Consider the following 21,528-nt stretch of genomic DNA (forward strand, 5'->3'; position numbering starts at 1 on the left):
GTTCAGAGTGGCTTGCCATGCTTCATGCCGTGCTTTTTGCACGGCATGTTTTACGCATGCGCCGATTCCCAACCGAGCATCGCGCGTTTGCGGGTGAGGCCCCAGTGGTAGCCCGTCAGCGCGCCGTTCTTGCCGAGCGCCCGGTGGCAAGGCACCACGAAGGAGATCGGATTTGCCCCGACCGCCGCGCCCACGGCGCGCTGCGCTGTCGGCCGGCCGATATCGTTGGCGATGTCGGAATAGGTGACCGCCTTGCCGAACGGTATCTTCAGCAGGCTCTGCCAGACACGCACCTGGAAGTCCGTGCCGATCAGCACGACGCGGAGCGGCTGCTCGGAAGACCATTTTCCGGGTTGGAAGATGCGGGCGGCATAGGGCATCGTCGCCTGCAGGTCTTCGATGTATTCGGCATTCGGCCAGCGGCAGGTCATGTCCTCCAGGCAAGCCCTTTCACCGCCGGAATCGCTGAAGGCAAGGCCGGCAAGACCGCGATCGGTCACCATGATCAATGCCACGCCGAAGGGACAGATGTGGAAGCCGTAGCGAATGGTGAGGCCGCCGCCTTTTGCCTTCCATTCGCCGGGTGACATCGCCTCATGGGTCACGAAAAGGTCGTGGAGGCGGCTCGGCCCGGAGAGGCCGACTTCGATCGACGTCTCGAGCAACGGCATGTCTTCCTTGCGCAGCAGCCGCTTGGCGTGGTCGAGCGTCACCGCCTGCAGGAAACCTTTCGGCGAGAGGCCAGCCCAGCGGGTGAAGGTCTTCTGCAGCTGCGTCGGCGACTGATTGAGCCGCGCGGCGATCGCCTCCAGCGACGGCTGGTCGCGATAATCCTCGGTGATGAGTTCGATGACCCGACGGACGATATCGTAATCAGGGCCGTCAGGCGTGATGTCGGTCTGCGGGTTCGCGATCATATCCATGGTCTTTCTCCTTGTAACAAGGAGATAATCAATAGGCCCGGGCTAAACCACCCGATTCTTGCGCGCTCGCCTGATACGCTCAGATACGCTGTTTGACCGTGGCGAGCGCACCCTTGAAGGCTTTGGCGAAGCTTTCGCGATCGTCAGGATTGAGAAAAGAGCCGATATCGGTTCGCCGGCCCTCGCCGAAAATATGCATGGAGAGGATGCCGATCTCCTGGTGCCTTCGGACGAGGAACCGCGCCCAGAACGGGTTGAAATGATGCTCCACCATCCGCCCCGATGGGGCAAACTTGCGCACCGATACGTCCGTGCGCGACACGGTGACCTGTTCGCGCACCCGCCCGGAGCGGTAATTCAGCCAGAAGGCGCCGTAGAGAAGCGCGAAATCCAATCCGAAGAAGAAGCCGATCGGCCAGGCGCCGGTGGCGATGAAGAACATCCCATAGAGGAAGCAGACGGCGCCGGACAGAATGAGCAGCGCCTTGAAGCCCCGGCGGCCGAGCGACCGGTGGGGAAAGAGCTCGGCGGCGAAAACAGGCTGCTCGCTAGAGCTGTTGGCGTTGCTTTCCATCATGACCGCTGAGTATAGAGTTTCCATGGCGAATCCGAAACTCAAATCCCCGCCGCAAGGCATGAATGTGATCACCCGCCGCAAAGCGGCGGCGGTCAAGACCGCCTATTCGCCGGCCGAGCGCGAGGAAATCTTCCGTCGCTTTTCGGTGCAGCGGCCCGAGCCGCGGGGCGAGCTGGAACACACCAACCCTTTCACCCTTGTCGTGGCGGTGGCTCTCTCCGCCCAGGCCACCGATGCCGGTGTCAACAAGGCGACGCGGGCGCTCTTCAAGGTGGCCGATACGCCGCAGAAAATGCTCGATCTCGGCGAGGACAAGCTTCGCGACTACATCAAGACGATCGGCCTTTACCGCAACAAGGCGAAAAATGTCATCGCGCTCTCGCAAATGCTGGTCGACGACTTCGCCGGCAAGGTGCCGGAAACGCGCGAGGAACTGGTTCGCCTGCCCGGCGTCGGCCGCAAGACTGCCAATGTCGTGCTGTCCATGGCCTTCGGCCAGGCCACCATGGCCGTCGACACCCACATCTTCCGGATCGCCAATCGCATCAGGCTTGCTCCCGGCAAGACGCCTGATGAAGTCGAAGCGCGATTGATGAAAGTAGTGCCGAAACATTACCTCTACCATGCGCATCACTGGCTGATCCTGCACGGGCGCTACACCTGCAAGGCACGCCGCCCCGAATGCGAGCGCTGCGTCATCGCCGATATTTGCAAATCGCCGGAGAAGAGCTCGGACGTGCCGGCCGCGCTCGTCGAGCTACCGCCGCAGGCGATCGGCGAGGCTGTCGAGTAGAATGGTGATCGCCTGCTCGTAACTCCGCCGTTCGGCCCCCGCCTCGATCGCCAACGCTGCACGGTCGAAGGCCGCCGACAGCAGCAGTGTCAGAGGTTCGAGCGTAGCGCCGGCTCTCGGAAACATGGCAGCCAGGCCTGCCCGCAAGCTCGTTTCCGCATTGTCGGCATCGATCGCCTGCATGGCCGGCAGCCCGAGAACGGCAGGCGCCTCGATTAGCAGCAGCCGCGTGCGGCCCTCTGCCATCATCGCATCGAAATAGGCCGAAGCGCCGGCAATCAGCGCGTCGCGCGGGGCATCGGGCGCCGGACATGCCTCGATCGCTTCGGCAACTGCGCGCGCCTCGCCTTCGACAATCGCGCGAAACAGCGCCTTCTTGTCTTCAAAATGATGATAGAGCGCTCCGCGCGTCACACCCGCCGCCGCTGCGATCTCCGGCGTCGCCGTTTCGGCATAGCCCTTCTCCACGAACAGGCGCCGTCCGGCGTCTATAAGCGCCTGTCTTGTCTGTTCCGTTCTGTCACGGTTGCTGCGGCTCATTTCCTCCGTTTACATACAAACAGACTGTATGTTAAGGAAGAAAACATACAGTCTGTTTGTATGTATGGAGAAACCCGATGAAATCAACGAGCTATTATCCTGTCATCATGACCGAAGACGTTGCTGGTTCCGCCCACTTCTATTGCGCCCATTTCGGCTTCAGGGCGTTGTTCGAGAGCGACTGGTACGTTCATTTGCAGTCGGAAGAGGAGGAGCATGTCGCTCTTGCCGTTCTCGATGGCAATCACGAAACCATCCCGGCTGCGGCTCGCGGCAAAGTGGCCGGACTGCTCCTCAATTTCGAGGTTATCGATGTCGATGCGGTCTACGCGGCTTGCCGCAGCGCAAACCTGCCGATCCTGCAGGAACTTCGCGATGAGGATTTCGGTCAGCGGCATTTCATCACCGCCGATCCGAACGGTGTGCTGATCGATGTCATCAAGCCGATTCCGCCAAGCGCCGAATTCGCGGCAATGTACGAGACATCAGCACTACCCGGCTGAGCCTCGGGCGCGAAAGCTGGCGTCCCTTGCGGAAATCAGCTTGTGCAGATGCACCATCATGCCTGCGGCGAAAAGAGGCGTCAGCAGGTTGAGCACGGGGATCGCCAGAAAGAGAGCGATGACCAGCCCGCCGAGAAAAACCGTCGGCGCATGTTTTGCCCGGAAGAGCCGTGCCTCATGGGGCGGACGGAAGCGCATGGCGGCGAATTCGAAGAATTCCCGTCCGAGCAGGTAGCCGTTCACCAGAAAGAAAGCGACCAGATTGACGCCGGGAATGAACAGCAGCAACAACGCCACAATATTGCCAAGGATCACCACCCCGAGGAATTTGATCGAACTCACCATTGCCGGGCCGAGGGGCATGGCGGCGCCCGGCGCGTCGGCGGGATAGTCACGTTTTTCGATAACGTCGGCGACATCGTCGAGGAAAAGGCCTGCGATCAACGCCGTGACCGGCGAAAGCAGCAGCGCCAGCACGAGCGCAAGGCCGATCCCGGCCAGGATTGCGAAGACCAGAGCAAACCATCCAGCCCAATCCGGCATATCGGGAAAGAAGCTGGTGAGCCAGGGAAAGAGGAAGGCCATGAAGACCCCGCGTAGCGCGAACCAGAGGCCGACGAGCACGAGAAGCGTCAGGCCGAGCACTTTCCAGAAGACCGAGCGTGTCTCCGGCGCGAACAGATTGGCGAGCGAAAGGCGTGCGGCATCAAGAATCATTTCTTCAGCGTCTCCGGTTACGCAGAAGATGTAGGAAAGGCGAATGCTACCGACAAGAGAGAATAAAATTGCAGGCTGTAATAGAAACTTGTCGCAATATTAGAACGAATATAATATTATCAGACGCAGAAATACGAGCCTGAGAAGCAGCTTCCGAAAATAGTTGCAAAGACAAAGGGGCGCGTTAGCGCATCCACGGAACGCCTCTGAGGAAATACCGGGAGGCTGATGTGGAAGACTTTGTGCACAAACTCAGGCAATACGTAAAAAGCGGCACACCGGCCGAGCGTCGCATTGCGAAATATTTCTCCGAGCACCTGAACGACCTGCCGTTTGAGACGGCAGCATCTGTCGCCGACAGGCTGGATCTCTCGCCGATGACCGTCGGGCGCTTCCTGCGCGCGCTCGGCTACCAGGGTTTAGACAGCGTCAAGGTGGAAATTCGCGAAACCGTGACGACATCGCCGGCGCAGTTGCAGAGCGCCATGAGCGAGCTGCACGCGGACGCCGCGGAGGGCAAGCCGCTTGCCGTGCTGGTTGCCGAGCAGATCCAGGCGCTGCATCACATCTATCATCTGACGGCGCAGCCGCTTTGGGCCGAAGCCGTCCGCCTGATCAGCACGGCCCGCGAAGTCTCGATCGCCACGCATGCGCGGCTCGCAAGCCTTGCCAACCATTTCTGCCAGCGGCTGACGCAAGCCCGCGATGGCGTTCGCACGCTCGATGCCACCGACAACCGTTTTGCCGAACTCTTCGCCCGGCAGGCCGTCGACGACGCTTTGCTCGTCATCATCGACTGCCGCCGTTTCGCCAAGGCACGGCTGCTTGCCAGAACCGCCCGGCGCTACGGCTACAAGGTCGTGCTGATTTCGCCGCAGCAAGCAGACTGGATGGCAGATCAGTCAAACGTCATGCTGTCCTTGCCGCCGGCACGCGCTCCCGATCTCGACAACCTTCCGCCGCTGATCGCGCTGCTCGATTGCCTGTCCGAATCCGTCATTCTCGAAGTCGGAGAGGAGGCAGCCCTCCGCCGCCGCCGCATGCTGGAATTCGCGACCGTCCTCGGCGAGACCGCGAACCACTAGATGTGAGCTTTCAGAACATCGCTTCCAGTTCGGCACGGTGCCGATGCATGGCCAGAAGACGGCGGTAGTCACGGTCGTAAAGCGCCTGTTTCGCCTTGTCGGGAAGCCGTTCATCGCCGCCCGGATACATCGCCTCGCCAGCTGCCGCCAAATCCTCGTGCAGGCCGCAGGCCACGGATGCCGCAATCGCCGTGCCGAGCAGCACCGCCTCGTTCATCTTCGGCACCACGACCTTGCAGCCGGTAGCGTCGCTATAGAGTTCCATCAGCACCGGGTTCTTCACGTGTCCGCCGGCGATATGCAGGGTATCGGGCACGTAGCCATATTCCTTCATCGTCTCCAGGATGTGGCGGATGCCGAGAGCGATCGCGACGGCAGACCGCCAATAGAGCGCGCAGAGCCCGTCGAAGGAGGTGTCGAGCGTCAGCCCGCTGATCACACCGACGGCATGCGGATCGGCAAGTGGCGAGCGATTGCCGTGAAAGTCCGGCAGCACAAAAATGCGCTCGCCGAAAGCGTCGCCCTCCTCTGTCCGTAGTTCGGCGATGCGCGCGACAATTTTCTGGTGCAGCGCCGCCGTCGGCTCACCGCCGGCCGCATGCATGCGCACGATATGGTCGAGCAGCGCACCGGTCGCAGATTGCCCGGCCTCCACCAGCCATGACTGCGGAAAGACAACCTCATAATAGGGTCCCCACATGCCGTGGCTCGGCTTGCACTCCTGCGAGAAGGCGACGATGCAGCTCGATGTCCCGGCGATCAGTGCCAGCTGGCGCTCACGTGTTACGGGATCGGCGGCATAACCGCCGAGCGCCCCGAGCGCGCCGGCATAGGCGTCGATCATTCCCGCGGAGACATGGCACTCCGTGGTCAGCCCCAGCGCCTCGGCCGCATCAGCCGTCAGCCGGCCTATACTGCCGCCGACCGGCACAGTCTCGTCCGGCAGCCCGCCGCGGGCCTGAATATCGTCGAGCCCGATCCGCTGCAGAAAATCCTGCTGCCATCCCTTTTCGAGATGGGCGAGATAGTTCCATTTTGCCGTCAGCGTGCAACGAGAACGAGCAGTCGACCCAGTTGATTTCCAGGTCATGAAATCGGCGAGATCGAAGAAATAGCCCGCCTTTTCCCACGTCGCCGGCAGCTTCTTCTTCAGCCACATCAGCTTCGGCATTTCCATTTCCGGCGACATGACTTGGCCGGAATGTTCGAGCACCCCGTGCTCCGTCGCCGTGCAGAAGTCCGCTTCCTTCAGCGCGCGATGATCGAGCCACACGATGGTGTCGAAACGCCGCTCGCCTGTTGTGGACACACTGATCTGCCGGCCTTCGACGTCGCGGACGACGAGCGAACAGGTGGCGTCGAAACCGATTGCTCCGACCGATGCGACGACGATCCCGGATTGCGCCACAGCCCTGCGCACCGCGGTGCACGCGGCCGACCAGATGTCTTCGGAATCGTGCTCGGCGTGGTATTCACGCGGCCGGTTCATGACGATCGGATGTTCGGCCTTGGCCAGCAGACGGCCGCTGGCATCGAAGACGCCGGCGCGCGCACTGCCGGTGCCGACATCCACCGCAACCACATGATCACGCATCAAATCTCGGTCCCGTCCAGCTTATGGTTGCGGACAAGGTGTATCAAATCCGGCATGGCGTCAAACACCACATCAGGCGAAAGTCGGTCGAGTTCGGCGCGGTATCCGCCGAAATTCGCATGCGATCCGCCGGTGAAGGCAAAGACGGTCATGCCCGCCGCCTTGGCGGCGGCAATGCCGGCCGGACTGTCCTCTATGACAAGGCAGGACCCCGGCTCGACATGCATCTGCCGGGCGGCATGCAGGAAGAGATCGGGCGCCGGTTTTCCGCGCTTGACCATTGTCGCGCTGAAAATGTCGGGGAGTTTATCGAGAAGTCCGGTGACAGACAGCGACAGCCGGATTCGCTCCATTTGGCTTGAAGATGCGACACAACAGGGAATGCCGAGCCCGTCTATCGTCGCTGCGATGCCGTCTATCGGCTTCAGCTCGGTGCGGAACCGCGCGTAGAGATCGGTGCGGATGCGCTCGAGGAATTCCTCGCCGGCGTGAATATTGAACTCGGTTTCGAGCGTATCGATGAGGGTTGCCAGGCTGCGGCCGAGGAAGCGCTCATAGGCCTGGTCTTCGGTGATCGAAACGCCGAGATCGCTCATCGCCCGGACGAGTACGCTGATCGAGATCGGTTCGCTGTCGACGAGCACGCCGTCGCAATCGAAAATGACCAGCCGTGGTTCAGCATCAGCCATGAAAGACCCAACCTGACTTCAATTCGGACGCATGATTGTCCCGCTTCGCCCGCAAGACGTGATTGGATGGCCAGCCGATGCCGCCACCCGCATTCCCTTACACTGCGAGCTTGCTGTCGAGATAGAGCTGCAGCGTTTCCCGCGTGCCCTTTTCCCACAAGGTTTTAAGAGCATGAGCGAAACGCTTTCGGAAAAGGTCCGATTTCGCCACCTCGCCGAAAATATCATCGAAGACGAGGAAGGCCGACGGATCGTCCTTTGCCTTCAGCGCCGCTGCGTGCAGGCGCTCGGCGCTGGCGTCGTTGAAGACGATATCCTTGCCGCTGTCGGTCTTGCCGGCGAAATAACGGCACCAGAGCGCTGAGACCAGCGCCAGGCCGATAACGTCCCTGCCCTGGCGCAGATTGTCGAGCGTCGACGGCAGGATGAATTTCGGCTGGCGGTTCGAGCCGTCCTGCGCTAGACGCGGGATGGTATCGGCGATCTTCGGATTGAGAAGCCGATGCTCGATGAGGGCAAAATAATCCGTCAGCCAGGTATTCGGCACCGGCGGCACGATTGGAATGATCTCGTCCTTCTCGAGCTTGGCCAGGAAAGCCCGGATCAGCGGATCTTCCATGGCGTCATGCACGAAATGAATGTCCATCAGCGCCGCCGGATAAGCGATCGCGGCATGCCCGCCGTTCAGGATGCGGATCTTCATATGCTCGTAAGGCGTGACATCGGGAACGAAGGTGACGCCGACCTTTTCCAGCGCCGGCCTGCCGGCCGTGAACTTGTCTTCGAGCACCCACTGCTTGAATTCTTCGCAATAAACCGGCCAGTTATCCTCGATGCCGAAATTGTCCTTGAGGAAATCGATCTCCCGCTGGCCGGTCGCCGGTGTAATGCGGTCGACCATCGCGTTGGGGAAGGCGACGTTAACCCTGATCCAGTCGGCAAAGGCGGCATCCGAAAGGGCTGCCGTGCCGATCACGGCGTTGGCGGTGACGACGCCATTATGGGGGATGTTGTCGCAGGACATCACGGTGAAGGGTCCGATGCCCTTGTCCTTGCGGGACTTCAGGCCGGCAACGATCAGACCGAAGACCGTCTTCGGAGCACCGGGATTTTGTCCGTCGGCGGCAATATCAGGATGGCCCGGATTGAACGTGCCTGAAGCGTCGATGAAATAACCGCCCTCGGTGATTGTCAGCGAGACGATGCGGATCTCGGGATCGGCAAGCCTGGCGATGATGGCGGCGGGATCGCCGACCGGCAGAATGTCGATCATCGGGGCGGTCACTCGCGCCGCCGTTTTGTTGTTGTCCTGCTCCACCACCGTTGTCAGGAAATCCTGCGCCGCAAGCTTCTCGCGCATGGCGGCATCCGATGGCAGAACGCCGGCGCCGATAATTGCCCAGTCGTGATCGGCGCCCTGGTTGAAGAGATCGTCGAGATAGATCGCCTGATGGGCGCGGTGGAAATTGCCGACGCCGAAGTGCACGATGCCGGCTTTCAGCGATGCCCTCTCATAGGAAGGGATGGCGGCAGTGCGCGCCACGTCCGAAAGCGTTGCCAGCGATAGTTTGCACGTCATGTTTCAGTCCTCTTGAAGGTCTTGCCGAGACGGCCGGGCGCTATCGCTCGGCTCGCATGCCTGCCCCCACCCGGCCGCCTGCTCAGATGGCAAGGCCGCCCTCGTTGAATTTATGAATGCGCGAACGATCCGGCGTCAGATAGACCGTATCTCCCGCCTGCGCGGCGAAATCGCCGCTACCGCGCGCCGTCACCATGCCGATCCCGTCGACATCGATATGCAGGAACGTATCGGAGCCGAGATGCTCGGCGACCACGACCCTGCCCTTCCAGTCGCCGCTCTCCATCGACAGCAGCATGTGTTCGGGGCGGATGCCGATCGTATGCGCGCCGAGCTCGGCAGCATTCTGGCCCTTGATGAAATTCATCTTCGGCGAACCGATGAAGCCGGCGACGAAAAGATTGCGCGGGCGGCTGTAGAGTTCGAGCGGCGAGCCGACCTGCTCGATATTGCCGCGGTTCAAGACGACGATCTTGTCGGCCATGGTCATGGCCTCGACCTGATCATGGGTGACGTAGATCATCGTCGTCTTCAGCTGCTGATGCAGTTCGCTGATTTCGAGACGCATGTTGACGCGCAGAGCGGCGTCAAGGTTCGACAGCGGCTCGTCGAACAGGAAGGCCGAAGGCTGGCGCACGATGGCGCGGCCGATTGCGACGCGCTGGCGCTGACCGCCGGAAAGCTGGCGCGGCTTGCGCTCCAGATAGTCGGTGAGATTGAGCACCCGCGCGGCATCCGTCACCTTGCGGTCGATTTCCGCCTTGTCGACGCCCGCCATCTTCAGCGGGAAGGCGATGTTGTTGCGCACGCTCATATGCGGATAAAGCGCATAGGACTGGAACACCATGGCAAGGCCACGCTCGGACGGCGCTTTTTCGGTGGCGTCCTTGCTGTCGATAACGATCTTGCCGCCGGACACGTCCTCGAGACCCGCAATCAGCCTGAGCAGTGTGGACTTGCCGCAGCCCGATGGACCGACGAAGACGACGAATTCGCCGTCGTTGATATCGAGATCGATCGAAGGGATGACCTTGGCTTCGCCGAAGACCTTGGAAACCTTCTGAAGGGTAATGCTGCCCATGTTTGTCTCCCTTTTTCTTATTTCACTGCGCCGAAGGTCAGGCCGCGGACGAGTTGCTTCTGGCTGAACCAGCCGAGGATCAGGATCGGCGCGATCGCCATGGTCGAGGCCGCCGAGAGCTTGGCGTAGAACAGGCCTTCCGGGCTGGAATAGGAGGCGATGAAGGCCGTCAAGGGCGCCGCCTTCGAGGCGGTGAGGTTGAGCGTCCAGAACGCCTCGTTCCAGGCCAGGATGATGTTCAGAAGCAGCGTCGAGGCAATGCCCGGCACCGCCATCGGCGTCAGCACGTAGACGATCTCCTTCATCAGCGACGCTCCGTCCATGCGGGCTGCTTCGAGGATCTCGCCGGGGATTTCCTTGAAGTAGGTGTAGAGCATCCAGACGATGATCGGCAGGTTGATCAGCGTCAGCACGATCACCAGGCCGGTGCGCGTGTCGAGCAGGCCTGAATTGCGGAACATCAGATAGATCGGGATTAGCGCGCCGACGGGCGGCATCATCTTGGTCGAGAGCATCCACATCAGCACGTCCTTGGTCCGCTTGGTGGGTGCGAAAGCCATCGCCCAGGCGGCCGGAATGGCGATGACGAGTCCGATCAGCGTCGAGCCGAAGGAAATGACCACCGAGTTCATGAAGTGGCTGAGATAGTTCGACCGGCTCTGCACCTCCGCATAGTTTTCCGTCGTCCAGTTGAAGAACAGGAACTGCGGCGGCGAGGCAATGGCGTCGGCTTCCGATTTGAAGCTGGTCAGGAACGTCCAGAGGATCGGGAAGAAGATCAGGATGCCGAGCGTCCAGGCAATCGCGGTCATGATGACCTTGCGCTGAGTTGTGACTTTTCTGGCCATCTCAAGCCTCCAGATTCTTGCCGACGAGGCGGACGAGGAAGATCGCAACGATATTGGCAAGCACGACCGCGACGATGCCGCCTGCCGAAGCGCCGCCGATATCGAACTGCAGGAGCGCCTGCGCATAGACGAGATAGGTGAGATTGGTGCTGTCGGTGCCCGGCCCGCCATTGGTGGTGACGAGGATTTCGGCGAAGACCGAAAGCAGGAAGATCGTCTGGATCAGGATCACCACGGTGATGGCGCGCGCCATGTGCGGCAGGATGATGTAGATGAATTTCGAGATCGCGCCGGCGCCGTCCATTTCAGCCGCCTCCTTCTGCTCCTCGTCCAGCGACTGCAGCGCCGTCAACAGGATGAGGGTGGCGAAGGGCAGCCATTGCCAGGCGACGATGAGGATGACGGAAACCAGCGGCGCATTCGCCAGCCAGTCGATCGGCTGCAGGCCGAGCGCCTTCGCAAGATGCGCAAACAGGCCGTTGACCGGGTTCATGAACATGTTCTTCCAGACGAGTGCAGCCACTGTCGGCATGACGAAGAACGGCGCGATGACAAGGATGCGCACGATGCCCTGGCCATACATCGGCTGGTCGAGCAGCAGCGCAAAGGCGATGCCGCCGACGACGGTGACAACAAGAACGCCGGCAACAAGCAGCAGCGTATTGATCAGCGCGGCGATGAAGGCCGGATCGGACAGGAAATATTCGTAGTTCAGCAGGCCGACAAAGCTCTCCATGCCGGGGCTGAGCAGATTGTAGTTCAGCAGCGAGAAATAGATCGTCATCGCAAGCGGAACGATCATCCACGCAAAGAGGAACAGCACGGAGGGCGCAATCATCAGGCGCGCCGCGGAGCGAGTATGTGTTGTTGCCATGGCAATCACCGATCTGATCTGAAGCAGGGAGCGGCCGCAAGGCAGCTTTAATCTGGAAAAGAGGCCGCCGATGCGGTTCGGGCAATCGGCGGCCCAGAGGGGCGGATTGTCAAGGATCCGCCCCTTCTCAGGAGGTTTATTTAATGTAGCCGGCTTTGGTCATTTCGCGGGTTGCCAGCTGCTGTGCGCTCTTCAACGCCTGATCGACCGAAATCTGGCCGGCGAGGGCTGCCGAGAACTGCTGGCCCACCGCCGTGCCGATGCCCTGGAATTCAGGAATCGCCACGAACTGGACGCCAACATAGGGGACCGGCTTGACGGTCGGCTTGGTCGGGTCAGCCGAGTTGATCGAATCGAGAGTCATTTTGGCGAAGGGAGCAGCCTTCTGATACTCCGCATTCGCATAAAGCGAGGTGCGGGTGCCGGGAGGTGCGTTCAGCCAGCCTTCCTTCTCGGCGACAAGGTTGGTGTATTCCTTGCTCGTTGCCCAGGCGACGAATTTCTCGGCGGCTTCGACCTTCTGCGAGCCTGCCGGGATAGCGAGGTTCCAGGCCCAGAGCCAGTTGCCGCGTTTGCCGAGGCCCTTGTCCGGAGCGAGCGCGAAGCCCACCTTGTCGGCGACCTGCGACTGCTTCGGATCGGAGACGAAGGAAGCGGCGACCGTTGCATCGATCCACATGCCGCACTTGCCGGTCTGGAACAGCGCCAGGTTTTCGTTGAAACCGTTGGAGGAGGCGCCCGGAGGGCCGGCTTCCTTCATCAGGTTGACGTAGAAGGTCAGCGTGTCCTTCCATTCGGGCTGGTCGAACTGCGGCTTCCACTTCTCATCGAACCAGCGCGCGCCGAAGGAGTTCGACATCGCCGTCAGGAAGGCCATGTTTTCGCCCCAACCGGCTTTGCCGCGCAGGCAGATGCCGTAGATTTCCTTGTCCTTGTTGGTGATCTTCTTCGCAGCGTCTGCGATGAAGTCCCAGGTCGGCGCATCGGGCATCTTCAGACCGGCGGCGTCGAAAAGGTCCTTGCGGTACATGACCATCGAGCTTTCGCCGTAGAACGGCGCGGCATAGAGCTTGCCGTCCATGCTGATGCCGCTGCGGATGGCCGGCAGCAGGTCGTTGACGTCATAGGCGTCGCCAAGTTTGTCGAGCGGCAGCAGCCAGCCCTGCTTCGCCCAGATCGGAACTTCATAGGTGCCGATCGTCAGAACATCGTACTGGCCGCCCTTGGTCGCGATGTCGGTCGTGACCTTCTGGCGCAGCACGTTTTCTTCGAGGGTGACCCATTCAAGGTCGATGCCGGGATTCTTCGCCTTGAAGTCATCCGTCAGCTTCTGCATCCGGATCATGTCGCCGTTGTTGACGGTCGCGATTGTCAGCGTCTCGGCCGAAGCCATGCCGGCAAACGCCAATGCTGAGCAGGCGCCCAGCAGGAAAGTTCTCAATGTCATATCTTCCTCCCAGAAGACGAGATGTGAGCATTCGCTTTGCTCATGAGCAATTACTCATCACTCCACGAAAAAAGTCAATTGGCAATCGTTGCTGCGATGCCGAAGACAGCGGCCTTCTCTTTGATTTGATTGTTATATTTTTTGCTCAGCTTTTGAGCAAAAACTCAGCCGTCTCTTCATCGGTGATCAGAGCGTTGATTTGGTGGCCGACGACGGCGGCTCTGATCGCCTTGTATTTTCGCTTGCCTTTGGCAAGCCCGATGACCATCGAAGCCTCGCGGGAGGGGATCGGCGCCGAGGCGACACGCTCGTTGATCGGGTTGTCCAGCAGTTTGCCGTCGACATCGAAGATCCAGCCGCAGATTTCACCGACGGCGCCCCCGCGCATCAGCTCCATCATCTCGTCCTTCTCGAGAAAGCCGTCGACGCAGAGCGGTCCGTCGATGCCGAGCTCGCCGATGCCGACGAAGGTGACATCGGCCTGCGCGCTCATATCAAGCGTCGAGCGCACCAGTTGCTGGCCATGCAGCAGCTCCCGCTCCTCGGCCGAGGTGACGAGCACCGGCAGCGGCATCGGATAGTGCCGCGCCTTGACCGCATCCGCCATGCTGAAGATGACGTTGTAATAGGCAGCCGATCCGTCCGGCGCGATATTGCCGGTCAGCGAGACGATCCGGTGATTGGGACATTCGATCGCCGGAAGCTGGTCGACCGCCGCCTTCAGCGTGCGGCCGGTGCCGACCGCCAGCACGATCGGTTCCGGCCGTTTCAGCCAGCGCTCGATCTCGGCCGCACCCGCCTCGGCGATGCCGACGGTGGTCGATGAGGAACCTGCATCGCTCGGCACCACCTCCACATGTTTCAGCCCGAATTTTCGCCGCAGCTGGTTGGCAAGCTCGAGGCAGGCAGCAATCGGATGGTCGAGCCGCACTTTGATCAGACGCTCGGCGACCGCAAGCGACACCAGCCGCTGCGCCGATTGCCGCGAGATGCCCATCGCGGCGGCGATTTCATCCTGCGTGCGTCCGGCGACGTAATAAAGCCAGCCGGCACGGGCTGCATCGTCGAGCCGTGCAGGGGTCTCTGATCTTTTTGCCATCTACTGCCTACCGCGCAAAATGAGCCGGCTTGCCGCCGCCGGCTTGATGTGAGTCTCTATGCGCCAGATCAAAACAAAATTCCCGAAAATGTCGAGCCTGTTGACGCCACCGCTCAGGCGAACCATTGCATGACGAAATAAATCGACGCCTTCGCGAGACCGTAAATCACGCTGCCGGCAATGACGAGCGACACGGTCGTCATGATAAAGCCGATGAGCGCGAAGAGCCCGTCACGGCCCATAATGCCGAAAGCGAACACCGAAATGGTGATTGCCGGCAGGATGTTGCCGAGCGGAACCGGCAGAACCAGCACGATCGAAAGCAGCAGACAGGCAAGGCCGGCGAAATATTCCGCCGGCGGCTCGGCGAAGATCGCAAGCCGCGGCTTCAGCATGCGCTCCGCCCAGGCGAGCCAGCGGTGGATACGGCCGACGATGGCCTCGAAATCTTCTCGCCGCATCGAACGGTTTGCGATCGCCTTCGGCAGCCAGGGTTTCAGCCCGAAGGTCAATTGCACCGCCAGAAAAACCAGCGGCGCGCCGAGCACGGCCGAGGTGCCGGGCGGGGTGGGAAAGGCGTTCGGCAGCGCGAAGATCAGCATTAGAGCACTGATCGCCCTGTCACCCATCGTCTCGAACAGATCGCCGATCGAAATCCACTCCCGGCTTCGGTCGCCTGCCAGCTGCCGCAGGACCGCTGAGAGGCGGCGGCCTTGGGGACGTGGCGGACGGGGTCTTCTGCGTCTGTTGGAATCGGCGTTTTCGATGCTCATGATACCGGTAGATGATGGAAGTGCAGGTCCGAGTTTGGCCGCGCAATATGCCAATTGAATGACTTAAGGGATAGGAAATCAATGAGAAGACCTGTCGGCGGCTATTTGCGTTCGACCATCGCTCCTTTGCGCCGCAAGCCCATGCCAGGCAGATACATCAAGGCTTGTAATTCTTGGCCAACAGTGCGAGCAGACGCTGAAGGCCAGAAAAACGGCAGGCAGGCAATGATTATTTCATTCGACATCGGCGGCTCCGCCATCAAGGGCGGCATCGCCCGCTCCGAGACAGACATCGTCCCCCTCGGCCGCCGTGCGACGCCGAAGGAGGATTTCGCCGCTTTCGTCGAGACCCTCCGCGACATCATCGCCGAAACCGGCGAACAGCCGAGCCGCATTGCTCTGTCGATCGCCGGTGTCGTCGATCCCGATACCCAGCGGCTGACCTGCGCCAACATTCCCTGCATCCACGGCCGCACGCTCGCAGCCGACCTCGGAGCCGAACTTGCTCTGCCTGTTTTAGTCGCCAATGACGCCGACTGTTTCGCCATGGCTGAAGCCGGTCTCGGCGCCGGCCGCGGCCACCGTATCGTCTTCGGCGCCATCCTCGGCACCGGCGTCGGCGGCGGTCTGGTCGCCGATGGCCGCCTCGTCAACGAGGCCGGAGGCTTTGCCGGCGAATGGGGCCATGGCCCGATCATCGCATCGATGGCCGGCAATCCGCCCGTCGCCATTCCCGCCTATGCCTGCGGCTGCGGTCAGAAGGGTTGTGTCGACACCGTCGGCGGCGCCCGCGGCCTGGAGCGCCTGCACAAGACGCTGCATGATCACGACCTTGCGAGCGAAGAGATCATCGATCAGTGGCGGCGCGGCGAGGAGAAGGCGACGCGCACCGTCGACGTCTATATCGATCTCGTCGCCTCGCCGCTCGCCCTGACGATCAACATCACCGGCGCCACCATCGTGCCGGTCGGCGGCGGGCTTTCCAATGTCGCGCCGCTGCTGGCCGAACTCGATCACGCGGTTCGCGCCCGCATCCTGCGCAAGTTCGACCGCCCGTTGGTGGTGCCGAGCGAATGCCGCATCGAACCCGGCCTGATCGGTGCGGCGCTGTTGGGGCTGAAGGCGGAAGCAATCACGTCTTAAAGCATCGGCCACATCCGTACGATCGCTGCGAACCGGTCCCAGTCTTTGCGTTCCAGGGGCGTCCAGGCGGCTTCGGCGACGGCCGAAAGGCGCGGGAAGACCAGCCGGTTAAAATAGGCGCGAGAGAGGAAGTTTTCAGTCCAGATGCAAGCCTGAACCCCACGCATCCTGTCCCGCAACGCCTCCGGCAGCTCGCCCTCGGCCTCGTAAGCATAGGTGTGTTCCGGCGGTGCATGGCCCGCCCAGCTCGCGCCGGGCTCGGCCCAGGCTTCGGCCTGCGCCATATCGAGATAATAGGCCTGGCCCGGCGTCATCACCACATCGTAACCTTGCTGCGCCAGCTCGATGCCGACAGCGGACTTTTCCCAAGCCATCAGCAACGTGCCGTCGCGGTCGACGCCGCCACCATGTGAGACCTCGTTCCAGCCGGCGAGCTTCTTGCCGCGCGCCGACAACATCGCCTTGATCCGTTTCAGGAAATAGGATTGTAGCTCGGCCGTGCCGGCAATTTTCTCCCGCTCCATCAATGCCTTGCAAAGCGGCGAGGAAAGCCAGGCGCCGCTTGCGACCTCGTCGCCGCCGATGTGAATATATTCACCGGGGAACAGCGTGATCATCTCGTCGAACACCTTGCCGAGAAATTCATAGGTGAATTCGACCGCCGGATTGAGGGCATTGTTGGGATAACCCTGGACGGCGCGATAGCTGTCCGGCGCCTCCTGCCCGTCGACGAGGCCGGGGAGTGACAACAGGGTCGCGGTGCTATGGCCGGGAACATCGATTTCCGGCACCACCTCGATATGCAGAGAGGCGGCATGCGCGACGATTCGCCTGACATCCTCCTGCGTGTAATGGCCGGAGCGCGGTTCCGCCCCGTCACCAAGCTGCGGCACGAGCACCTCGTCCGGACCACGCCGCGCGCCGAACGTCGTAAGCTGGGGATAAGCCTTGATCTCCAGCCGCCAGGCTTCGTCGTCGGTCAGGTGCCAATGGAAGATGTTGAGCTTGTTCCAGGCGAGGATATCGATCAGCCGCATGACGTCAGCCACCGGATAGAACTGCCTGGCCACATCGAGATGGCAGCCGCGCCAGTCATAACGCGGCTGGTCGGCAATCGTGCCGAAATTCGGAAATCTGAAGCTCTCGCGATCGGCACGCGCGCCGTGCATGATTTGCGCCAGACTGATCAGGCCATAGTGCCGACCCGCCGCATCCGCGCTGGAGAGCACGACCTCATGCGCGGTAAATCGTATTTCATAGGCGAGCGCAGCGATCGATGATTCGGTGACGAAACGAACAACGCGCCCGCCCTTTACGGCGCAGAGCGAAAACGGCACGTTTTCGGCCGGATAGAGCCGCTGGTAAAGCGAAAGAACCAGGGACAACGCCTTGACCGCTTCGGGTCGCGTCCTCTCGGCAGGATAAAGGACGACCGGCAGCTCTCCCGCCTTCAGCGCGAGCGCCAGCGGCCAGGGCAGCAGCGAATAGGGCTCCTCCACCCGGCCCGGCGGCAGAAGCGGCGGCGAAATACCGCCATCCCGGCCTTCGAGAAGGAGATCGCCGAAACCGACAGGAAGATGGCGCCCGTCGCCAAGTGTCAGATAGGCCGATTTGACCCCTGATGTCACATGTTTCGGTTCTCGGGTCAGCCCCTCGACGGTGAACCGCCAGTGGCCGCCCGGCGGCACGCTCAGCCCCTCTGGCGGCCGGAACTCATGCAGATGCGCGACTTGTCGCTTCAGGCTGCCGCCATCGCAGACATGTTTGTCGGCAACCCGCGTCTCCGACGTATAGGCGAGCGAGAAGCCGGAAAGCGGCTCGGCTGAAAGATTGAAGAGGGTGAAGATCAAGCGCCCGAAACTGCCTTCGACCGGACGCCAGCTTGTTTCCAGACGATAATCGGCCATGGTCGCGCCTCCTCGGTCGATGAGCGGCCGGGATCGCGGCTGCTCTCCCGACATGCTTTCACGAGCTTAGCTTTTTCGAGGCGGCAAGGGAATCGGCGCGAGTCGAGAGGAACCGGGCAGTGATGAGAACCGTGAGATTGCGACCTGTAAGGAAAACGGCGCGGCTTTCGCCGCGCCGTCCTCACTCGGCTGCCAACGCCGGCGGATGTCTGTCATCCGCCTCTTCCTGGATGGCGTCGACATCCCGGCCTGGCTCGTCCTTTGCCTTCGGCTCGCGGCCGAAGAAAAGCGCGTAGCCGGCGGGCAGAACCAGAATGGTGAGCACCGTCGCAACCAGGATGCCGCCCATCATCGCGAAAGCGAGCGGACCCCAGAAGACGCCGCGCGAGATCGGGATCAGCGCCAGGACGGCCGTCAGCGCCGTCAGCATGATCGGCCGGAAACGCCGAACGGCAGCGCCGACGATCGCCTCCTGCCGGTGCATGCCGGCCTTGATATCCTGATCGATCTGATCGACCAGGATGATCGAGTTGCGCATGATGATGCCGAGCAGCGCGATGACGCCGAGGATCGCGACGAAGCCGAAGGGCGCGCCGCTGATCAGCAAGGCGGCCGCAGCCCCGATGATGCCGAGCGGGCCGGTGGCAAGCACCAGCATCGCCTTGCCGAAATGCTGCAGCTGCACCATCAGCAGCACGATGATGACGGCAAGCATGATCGGCGCCTTGGCGGCGATCGACATCTGGCTTTCCGCCGCATCCTCGGCGCCGCCCTGGATCTCGACGTTGTAACCGGCCGGCAGACTATCGCGCAGGTCCTTCATGTCGGCGTACATCTTCATGACGACGTCGTTCGGCTGCACGCCATCGGGCAGCGTCGCGCGGACCGTGATCGTCGGCAGCCGGTCGCGCCGCCATTCGACGCCCTGTTCCATCACGGGCACGACCTTGGCGACCTGCGAGATCGGCACGAAGCCGCCGAAATCGGTCGGGACATAGACCGAGTTGACGGCCGACAGCAGCGAGCGGCTGGCATCCGGCTCGCGGGCGACGATCGAGACCGTCTCCTCGCCGTCACGGAAATCGTCGAGCGGAGCCCCGGACATGGCGGTCTGCAGCATCTGGCGCACACGCTGCGAGGTCACACCAAGCGCCCGGGCGCGGTCCTGGTCGATCACCAGCTTCATCGCCGGCACCGGCTCCAGCCAGTCGTCGTGGATGGCGCCGAGCATCGGGTTGGCCGTAAACCGCGCCTTCACCTGATCGGCGATCGCTCGCACCTCCTGGCGGTCAGGTCCCATGATGCGCATCTGCACCGGCCAGCCGGTGGGCGGACCGAGGAAGAGGCGGTCGACCTTGCCGCGGATCGAGGGGAAATCCTCCGCAAGGATCGTGCGCAGCTTGACGATCAAGCGTTCGCGCGCCGGTTCGTCCTTGGCCATGACGAGCAGCTGGGCGAAGTTCGGATTGCGCAGCTGCTGGTCGAGCGGCAGGAAGAAACGCGGTGCGCCTTCGCCGATATAGGTTGCGATGAACCGCTTGTCGGGATCATCCATCATCTTCGCTTCGAGCGCCTTTGCCTGCACCTCGACTTCCCGAATGCTGGTGCCTTCGGGCAGCCACAGATCGACCAGGATTTCCGGCCGCGAGGACTGCGGGAAGAAATTCTGCGGAATGAACTGGAACGCCCAGAGGCTGGTGACGAAGGTTCCGAGCGTCAACAGCAGTACAATCACCCGATGGCGAACCGCCCAGCCGACCGTACCGCGCAGCCGGCGGTAAAAGCTGGTGTCGAAAGCATCGTGATGCTCGCCGGCATGATGGCGCTGCTTGAGGATCATGTAGCCGAGCCACGGCGTGAAATAGACCGCGACGAACCACGAGGTGACAAGCGCGATTCCGACGACGTAGAACAGCGAACGGACATATTCGCCGGCCGTCGATGCCGCGAAACCGACGGGAATGAAGCCGGCCGTGGTGATGAGTGTGCCCGTCAGCATCGGGAAGGCGGTCGAGGAATAGGCGAAGCTTGCCGCCTCGATCTTGACCAGCCCCTCCTCCAGCTTTCGCTCCATCATTTCGACGACGATCATCGCATCGTCGACCAGCAGGCCGAGCGCGATGATCAACGCGCCGAGCGAGATGCGCTGTAGGTCGATGCCGAGTTCGTACATCAGCGCGAAGGTGGCGGCGAGCACCAGCGGGATGGCGATGGCGATGACGAGGCCCGAGCGCCAGCCGATCGACAGGAACGAGACAACAAGCACGATGATGAGAGCTTCACCGAGTGCATGCATGAATTCGCTGACCGCGTCCGTCACCACGTCGGGCTGGTTGGCGATCTGATCGACGGCAACACCGTAAGGCAGAGCCTCCTCGAAGCGCTGATAGGTCGCCTCCACGCCCTTGCCGACATCGGTGACGTTGAAGCCCTTGGCCATCACGACGCCGACCTGAACGCTGTCATGGCCGTTGAACCGGTATTTGCGCTGGTAGGGATCCTCGAGCCCGGAACTGACGGTGGCGATATCGCCGAGGCGGGTCACCTGGCCGCCGGCGCGAAGGCTGAGATCGCGGATATCGGCCACCTTCTTCATGTCGCCTTCGACCGAAATGCGCACCGAGCGCAGGCCGGTATCGACCGAGCCCGCCGGATCGACATTGTTCTGGCCCTTGATGGCATTCTGCAGGTCGAGGATGGTCAGGCCGCGCTCGGCAAGCGCCTTGGACGAAACATCGATATAGATCTTCTCAGGCTGGTCGCCGATGATGACAGCCTTCTCGACGCCCGGCGTCGTCAGCAGCATGTCGCGCGCCTGGATCGCGAATTTCTTCAGTTCCGGATAGGAATAACCCTCACCGCTGATCGAATGCAGCGTGATGAATGTATCGCCGAATTCGTCGTTGAAATAGGGACCGAGCAGGCCCTGCGGCAGTTCGCTGGAAATGTCGCCGACCTTCTTGCGCACCTGGTAGAAGGCATCCGCCACGTCCTTCGAATTGGTGTCACCCTTGACTTGCAGGGTGATGATGGCGCTGCCCGCCCGCGTATAGGACTTCACCCAGTCGATATGCGGCGTTTCCTGCAGCTTCCGCTCGATCTTGTTGACGACCTGATCTTCCATTTCCTGAATGGAAGCGCCGGGCCAGATCGCCTGCACGACCATGACGCGGAAAGTGAATTCCGGATCTTCGCGCTGGCCCATGCGCATCAGGCCGAGCACGCCGGTGATGATGATCAGCCCGAACAGGAAGCGGGCGATGCTTGGATGCCCGATCGCCCAGCGCGACAGATTAAAGGGCCGCTTTTCGGTATTGGCGTCCATGGTCATGTTTCCTTTGGAGCATGATGCCGAA

The 21,528-nt window shown here is 61.7% G+C and carries 19 protein-coding genes; 4 read left to right on the forward strand and 15 right to left on the reverse strand.

All coding sequences use genetic code 11. The annotated features are described in order from the left end of the window. Positions 1-50 precede the first annotated feature (50 nt). Together QWJ46_RS10960 and QWJ46_RS10965 are read right to left on the reverse strand one after the other, a co-directional pair. Positions 51-923 carry a bifunctional helix-turn-helix domain-containing protein/methylated-DNA--[protein]-cysteine S-methyltransferase gene (locus QWJ46_RS10960; RefSeq protein ID WP_302751148.1) on the reverse strand — a complete coding sequence of 291 codons (873 nt, stop codon included), beginning with the start codon at positions 921-923 and terminating at the stop codon, positions 51-53. A gap of 79 nt (positions 924-1,002) precedes the next feature. Continuing rightward, on the reverse strand, positions 1,003-1,500 hold the full coding sequence (locus QWJ46_RS10965; protein WP_302751180.1) for a DUF2244 domain-containing protein: 498 nt from the start codon (positions 1,498-1,500) through the stop codon (positions 1,003-1,005). On the opposite strand from QWJ46_RS10965, the gene nth reads away from it, so the two are divergent. Continuing rightward, the gene (nth, locus tag QWJ46_RS10970) at positions 1,499-2,293 is read left to right on the forward strand and encodes an endonuclease III (RefSeq protein WP_302751149.1); all 795 of its coding nucleotides are present in this window, start codon (positions 1,499-1,501) and stop codon (positions 2,291-2,293) included. The genes QWJ46_RS10965 and nth overlap by 2 nt on opposite strands. On the opposite strand, the gene QWJ46_RS10975 is transcribed toward nth, so the two are convergent. Then, positions 2,258-2,833 (reverse strand): TetR/AcrR family transcriptional regulator, encoded by a 576-nt coding sequence (locus tag QWJ46_RS10975; protein ID WP_302751150.1) that lies wholly within the window; start codon positions 2,831-2,833, stop codon positions 2,258-2,260. The two genes, nth and QWJ46_RS10975, sit on opposite strands and share 36 nt — an antisense overlap. Before the next feature lie 77 nt (positions 2,834-2,910). Between QWJ46_RS10975 and QWJ46_RS10980 the strand changes: the two genes are divergently transcribed. Then, positions 2,911-3,336: a VOC family protein gene (locus QWJ46_RS10980; RefSeq protein WP_302751151.1), complete on the forward strand. Its 426-nt coding sequence runs from the start codon at positions 2,911-2,913 to the stop codon at positions 3,334-3,336. Here QWJ46_RS10980 and QWJ46_RS10985 read toward each other — a convergent pair. Beyond that, the gene (locus tag QWJ46_RS10985; RefSeq protein WP_302751152.1) at positions 3,325-4,053 is read right to left on the reverse strand and encodes a sulfate transporter family protein; all 729 of its coding nucleotides are present in this window, start codon (positions 4,051-4,053) and stop codon (positions 3,325-3,327) included. The two genes, QWJ46_RS10980 and QWJ46_RS10985, sit on opposite strands and share 12 nt — an antisense overlap. A 230-nt stretch (positions 4,054-4,283) precedes the next feature. On the opposite strand from QWJ46_RS10985, the gene QWJ46_RS10990 reads away from it, so the two are divergent. After that, positions 4,284-5,138 carry a MurR/RpiR family transcriptional regulator gene (locus tag QWJ46_RS10990; RefSeq protein WP_011426888.1) on the forward strand — a complete coding sequence of 285 codons (855 nt, stop codon included), beginning with the start codon at positions 4,284-4,286 and terminating at the stop codon, positions 5,136-5,138. A gap of 10 nt (positions 5,139-5,148) precedes the next feature. Here QWJ46_RS10990 and QWJ46_RS10995 read toward each other — a convergent pair whose 3' ends face one another. The 9 genes from QWJ46_RS10995 to QWJ46_RS11035 form a co-directional block, all read right to left on the reverse strand. Then, a complete protein-coding gene (locus tag QWJ46_RS10995; protein WP_302751153.1) occupies positions 5,149-6,732 on the reverse strand; it encodes an FGGY-family carbohydrate kinase in 1,584 nt (527 codons plus the stop codon). Beyond that, positions 6,732-7,421 (reverse strand): HAD family hydrolase, encoded by a 690-nt coding sequence (locus QWJ46_RS11000; protein ID WP_302751154.1) that lies wholly within the window; start codon positions 7,419-7,421, stop codon positions 6,732-6,734. Before QWJ46_RS11000 ends, QWJ46_RS10995 begins: the two co-directional genes overlap by 1 nt. 97 nt (positions 7,422-7,518) lie before the next feature. Beyond that, complete coding sequence (locus QWJ46_RS11005; RefSeq protein ID WP_302751155.1) at positions 7,519-9,000, reverse strand: mannitol dehydrogenase family protein; 1,482 nt, start codon at positions 8,998-9,000, stop codon at positions 7,519-7,521. Between the two features lie 82 nt (positions 9,001-9,082). Further along, complete coding sequence (locus tag QWJ46_RS11010; RefSeq protein WP_302751156.1) at positions 9,083-10,081, reverse strand: ABC transporter ATP-binding protein; 999 nt, start codon at positions 10,079-10,081, stop codon at positions 9,083-9,085. A 17-nt stretch (positions 10,082-10,098) separates the two neighbouring features. After that, positions 10,099-10,929 (reverse strand): carbohydrate ABC transporter permease, encoded by an 831-nt coding sequence (locus tag QWJ46_RS11015; RefSeq protein ID WP_184454897.1) that lies wholly within the window; start codon positions 10,927-10,929, stop codon positions 10,099-10,101. Position 10,930: 1 nt separating this feature from the next. After that, complete coding sequence (locus QWJ46_RS11020; RefSeq protein ID WP_020922334.1) at positions 10,931-11,803, reverse strand: carbohydrate ABC transporter permease; 873 nt, start codon at positions 11,801-11,803, stop codon at positions 10,931-10,933. A 136-nt stretch (positions 11,804-11,939) separates the two neighbouring features. Beyond that, on the reverse strand, positions 11,940-13,250 hold the full coding sequence (locus QWJ46_RS11025; protein WP_302751157.1) for a sugar ABC transporter substrate-binding protein: 1,311 nt from the start codon (positions 13,248-13,250) through the stop codon (positions 11,940-11,942). Positions 13,251-13,395: 145 nt separating this feature from the next. Further along, positions 13,396-14,349, reverse strand: coding sequence for a sugar-binding transcriptional regulator (locus QWJ46_RS11030; RefSeq protein WP_184454895.1), 954 nt, complete (start codon positions 14,347-14,349; stop codon positions 13,396-13,398). A gap of 113 nt (positions 14,350-14,462) precedes the next feature. Beyond that, positions 14,463-15,041, reverse strand: a complete 579-nt coding sequence (locus tag QWJ46_RS11035; RefSeq protein ID WP_184455133.1) for an exopolysaccharide biosynthesis protein — start codon at positions 15,039-15,041, stop codon at positions 14,463-14,465. A 306-nt stretch (positions 15,042-15,347) separates the two neighbouring features. Here QWJ46_RS11035 and QWJ46_RS11040 point away from each other — a divergent pair, with 306 nt between their 5' ends. Continuing rightward, positions 15,348-16,265, forward strand: coding sequence for an ROK family protein (locus QWJ46_RS11040; RefSeq protein WP_302751158.1), 918 nt, complete (start codon positions 15,348-15,350; stop codon positions 16,263-16,265). Here the strand turns inward: QWJ46_RS11040 and QWJ46_RS11045 are convergent. Then, a complete protein-coding gene (locus tag QWJ46_RS11045) occupies positions 16,262-18,172 on the reverse strand; it encodes a beta-N-acetylhexosaminidase (RefSeq protein WP_302751159.1) in 1,911 nt (636 codons plus the stop codon). The genes QWJ46_RS11040 and QWJ46_RS11045 overlap by 4 nt on opposite strands. Positions 18,173-18,353: 181 nt before the next feature. Then, the gene (locus QWJ46_RS11050) at positions 18,354-21,497 is read right to left on the reverse strand and encodes an efflux RND transporter permease subunit (protein ID WP_302751160.1); all 3,144 of its coding nucleotides are present in this window, start codon (positions 21,495-21,497) and stop codon (positions 18,354-18,356) included. Between the last annotated feature and the right edge of the window lie 31 nt (positions 21,498-21,528).

The sequence above is a fragment of the Rhizobium sp. CBN3 genome (assembly GCF_030518245.1).
GTDB lineage: Bacteria > Pseudomonadota > Alphaproteobacteria > Rhizobiales > Rhizobiaceae > Rhizobium > Rhizobium aethiopicum_A.

What these genes read in the sequence shown, in the direction of transcription:
- QWJ46_RS10960 (WP_302751148.1), bottom strand. Translation starts at nt 923, where the DNA reads ATGGATATGATCGCGAACCCGCAGACCGACATCACGCCTGACGGCCCT.
- nth (WP_302751149.1), top strand. Translation starts at nt 1,499, where the DNA reads ATGACCGCTGAGTATAGAGTTTCCATGGCGAATCCGAAACTCAAATCC.
- QWJ46_RS10965 (WP_302751180.1), bottom strand. Translation starts at nt 1,500, where the DNA reads ATGATGGAAAGCAACGCCAACAGCTCTAGCGAGCAGCCTGTTTTCGCC.
- QWJ46_RS10975 (WP_302751150.1), bottom strand. Translation starts at nt 2,833, where the DNA reads ATGAGCCGCAGCAACCGTGACAGAACGGAACAGACAAGACAGGCGCTT.
- QWJ46_RS10980 (WP_302751151.1), top strand. Translation starts at nt 2,911, where the DNA reads ATGAAATCAACGAGCTATTATCCTGTCATCATGACCGAAGACGTTGCT.
- QWJ46_RS10985 (WP_302751152.1), bottom strand. Translation starts at nt 4,053, where the DNA reads ATGATTCTTGATGCCGCACGCCTTTCGCTCGCCAATCTGTTCGCGCCG.
- QWJ46_RS10995 (WP_302751153.1), bottom strand. Translation starts at nt 6,732, where the DNA reads ATGCGTGATCATGTGGTTGCGGTGGATGTCGGCACCGGCAGTGCGCGC.
- QWJ46_RS11000 (WP_302751154.1), bottom strand. Translation starts at nt 7,421, where the DNA reads ATGGCTGATGCTGAACCACGGCTGGTCATTTTCGATTGCGACGGCGTG.
- QWJ46_RS11005 (WP_302751155.1), bottom strand. Translation starts at nt 9,000, where the DNA reads ATGACGTGCAAACTATCGCTGGCAACGCTTTCGGACGTGGCGCGCACT.
- QWJ46_RS11010 (WP_302751156.1), bottom strand. Translation starts at nt 10,081, where the DNA reads ATGGGCAGCATTACCCTTCAGAAGGTTTCCAAGGTCTTCGGCGAAGCC.
- QWJ46_RS11015 (WP_184454897.1), bottom strand. Translation starts at nt 10,929, where the DNA reads ATGGCCAGAAAAGTCACAACTCAGCGCAAGGTCATCATGACCGCGATT.
- QWJ46_RS11020 (WP_020922334.1), bottom strand. Translation starts at nt 11,803, where the DNA reads ATGGCAACAACACATACTCGCTCCGCGGCGCGCCTGATGATTGCGCCC.
- QWJ46_RS11025 (WP_302751157.1), bottom strand. Translation starts at nt 13,250, where the DNA reads ATGACATTGAGAACTTTCCTGCTGGGCGCCTGCTCAGCATTGGCGTTT.
- QWJ46_RS11030 (WP_184454895.1), bottom strand. Translation starts at nt 14,349, where the DNA reads ATGGCAAAAAGATCAGAGACCCCTGCACGGCTCGACGATGCAGCCCGT.
- QWJ46_RS11040 (WP_302751158.1), top strand. Translation starts at nt 15,348, where the DNA reads ATGATTATTTCATTCGACATCGGCGGCTCCGCCATCAAGGGCGGCATC.
- QWJ46_RS11045 (WP_302751159.1), bottom strand. Translation starts at nt 18,172, where the DNA reads ATGGCCGATTATCGTCTGGAAACAAGCTGGCGTCCGGTCGAAGGCAGT.
- QWJ46_RS11050 (WP_302751160.1), bottom strand. Translation starts at nt 21,497, where the DNA reads ATGGACGCCAATACCGAAAAGCGGCCCTTTAATCTGTCGCGCTGGGCG.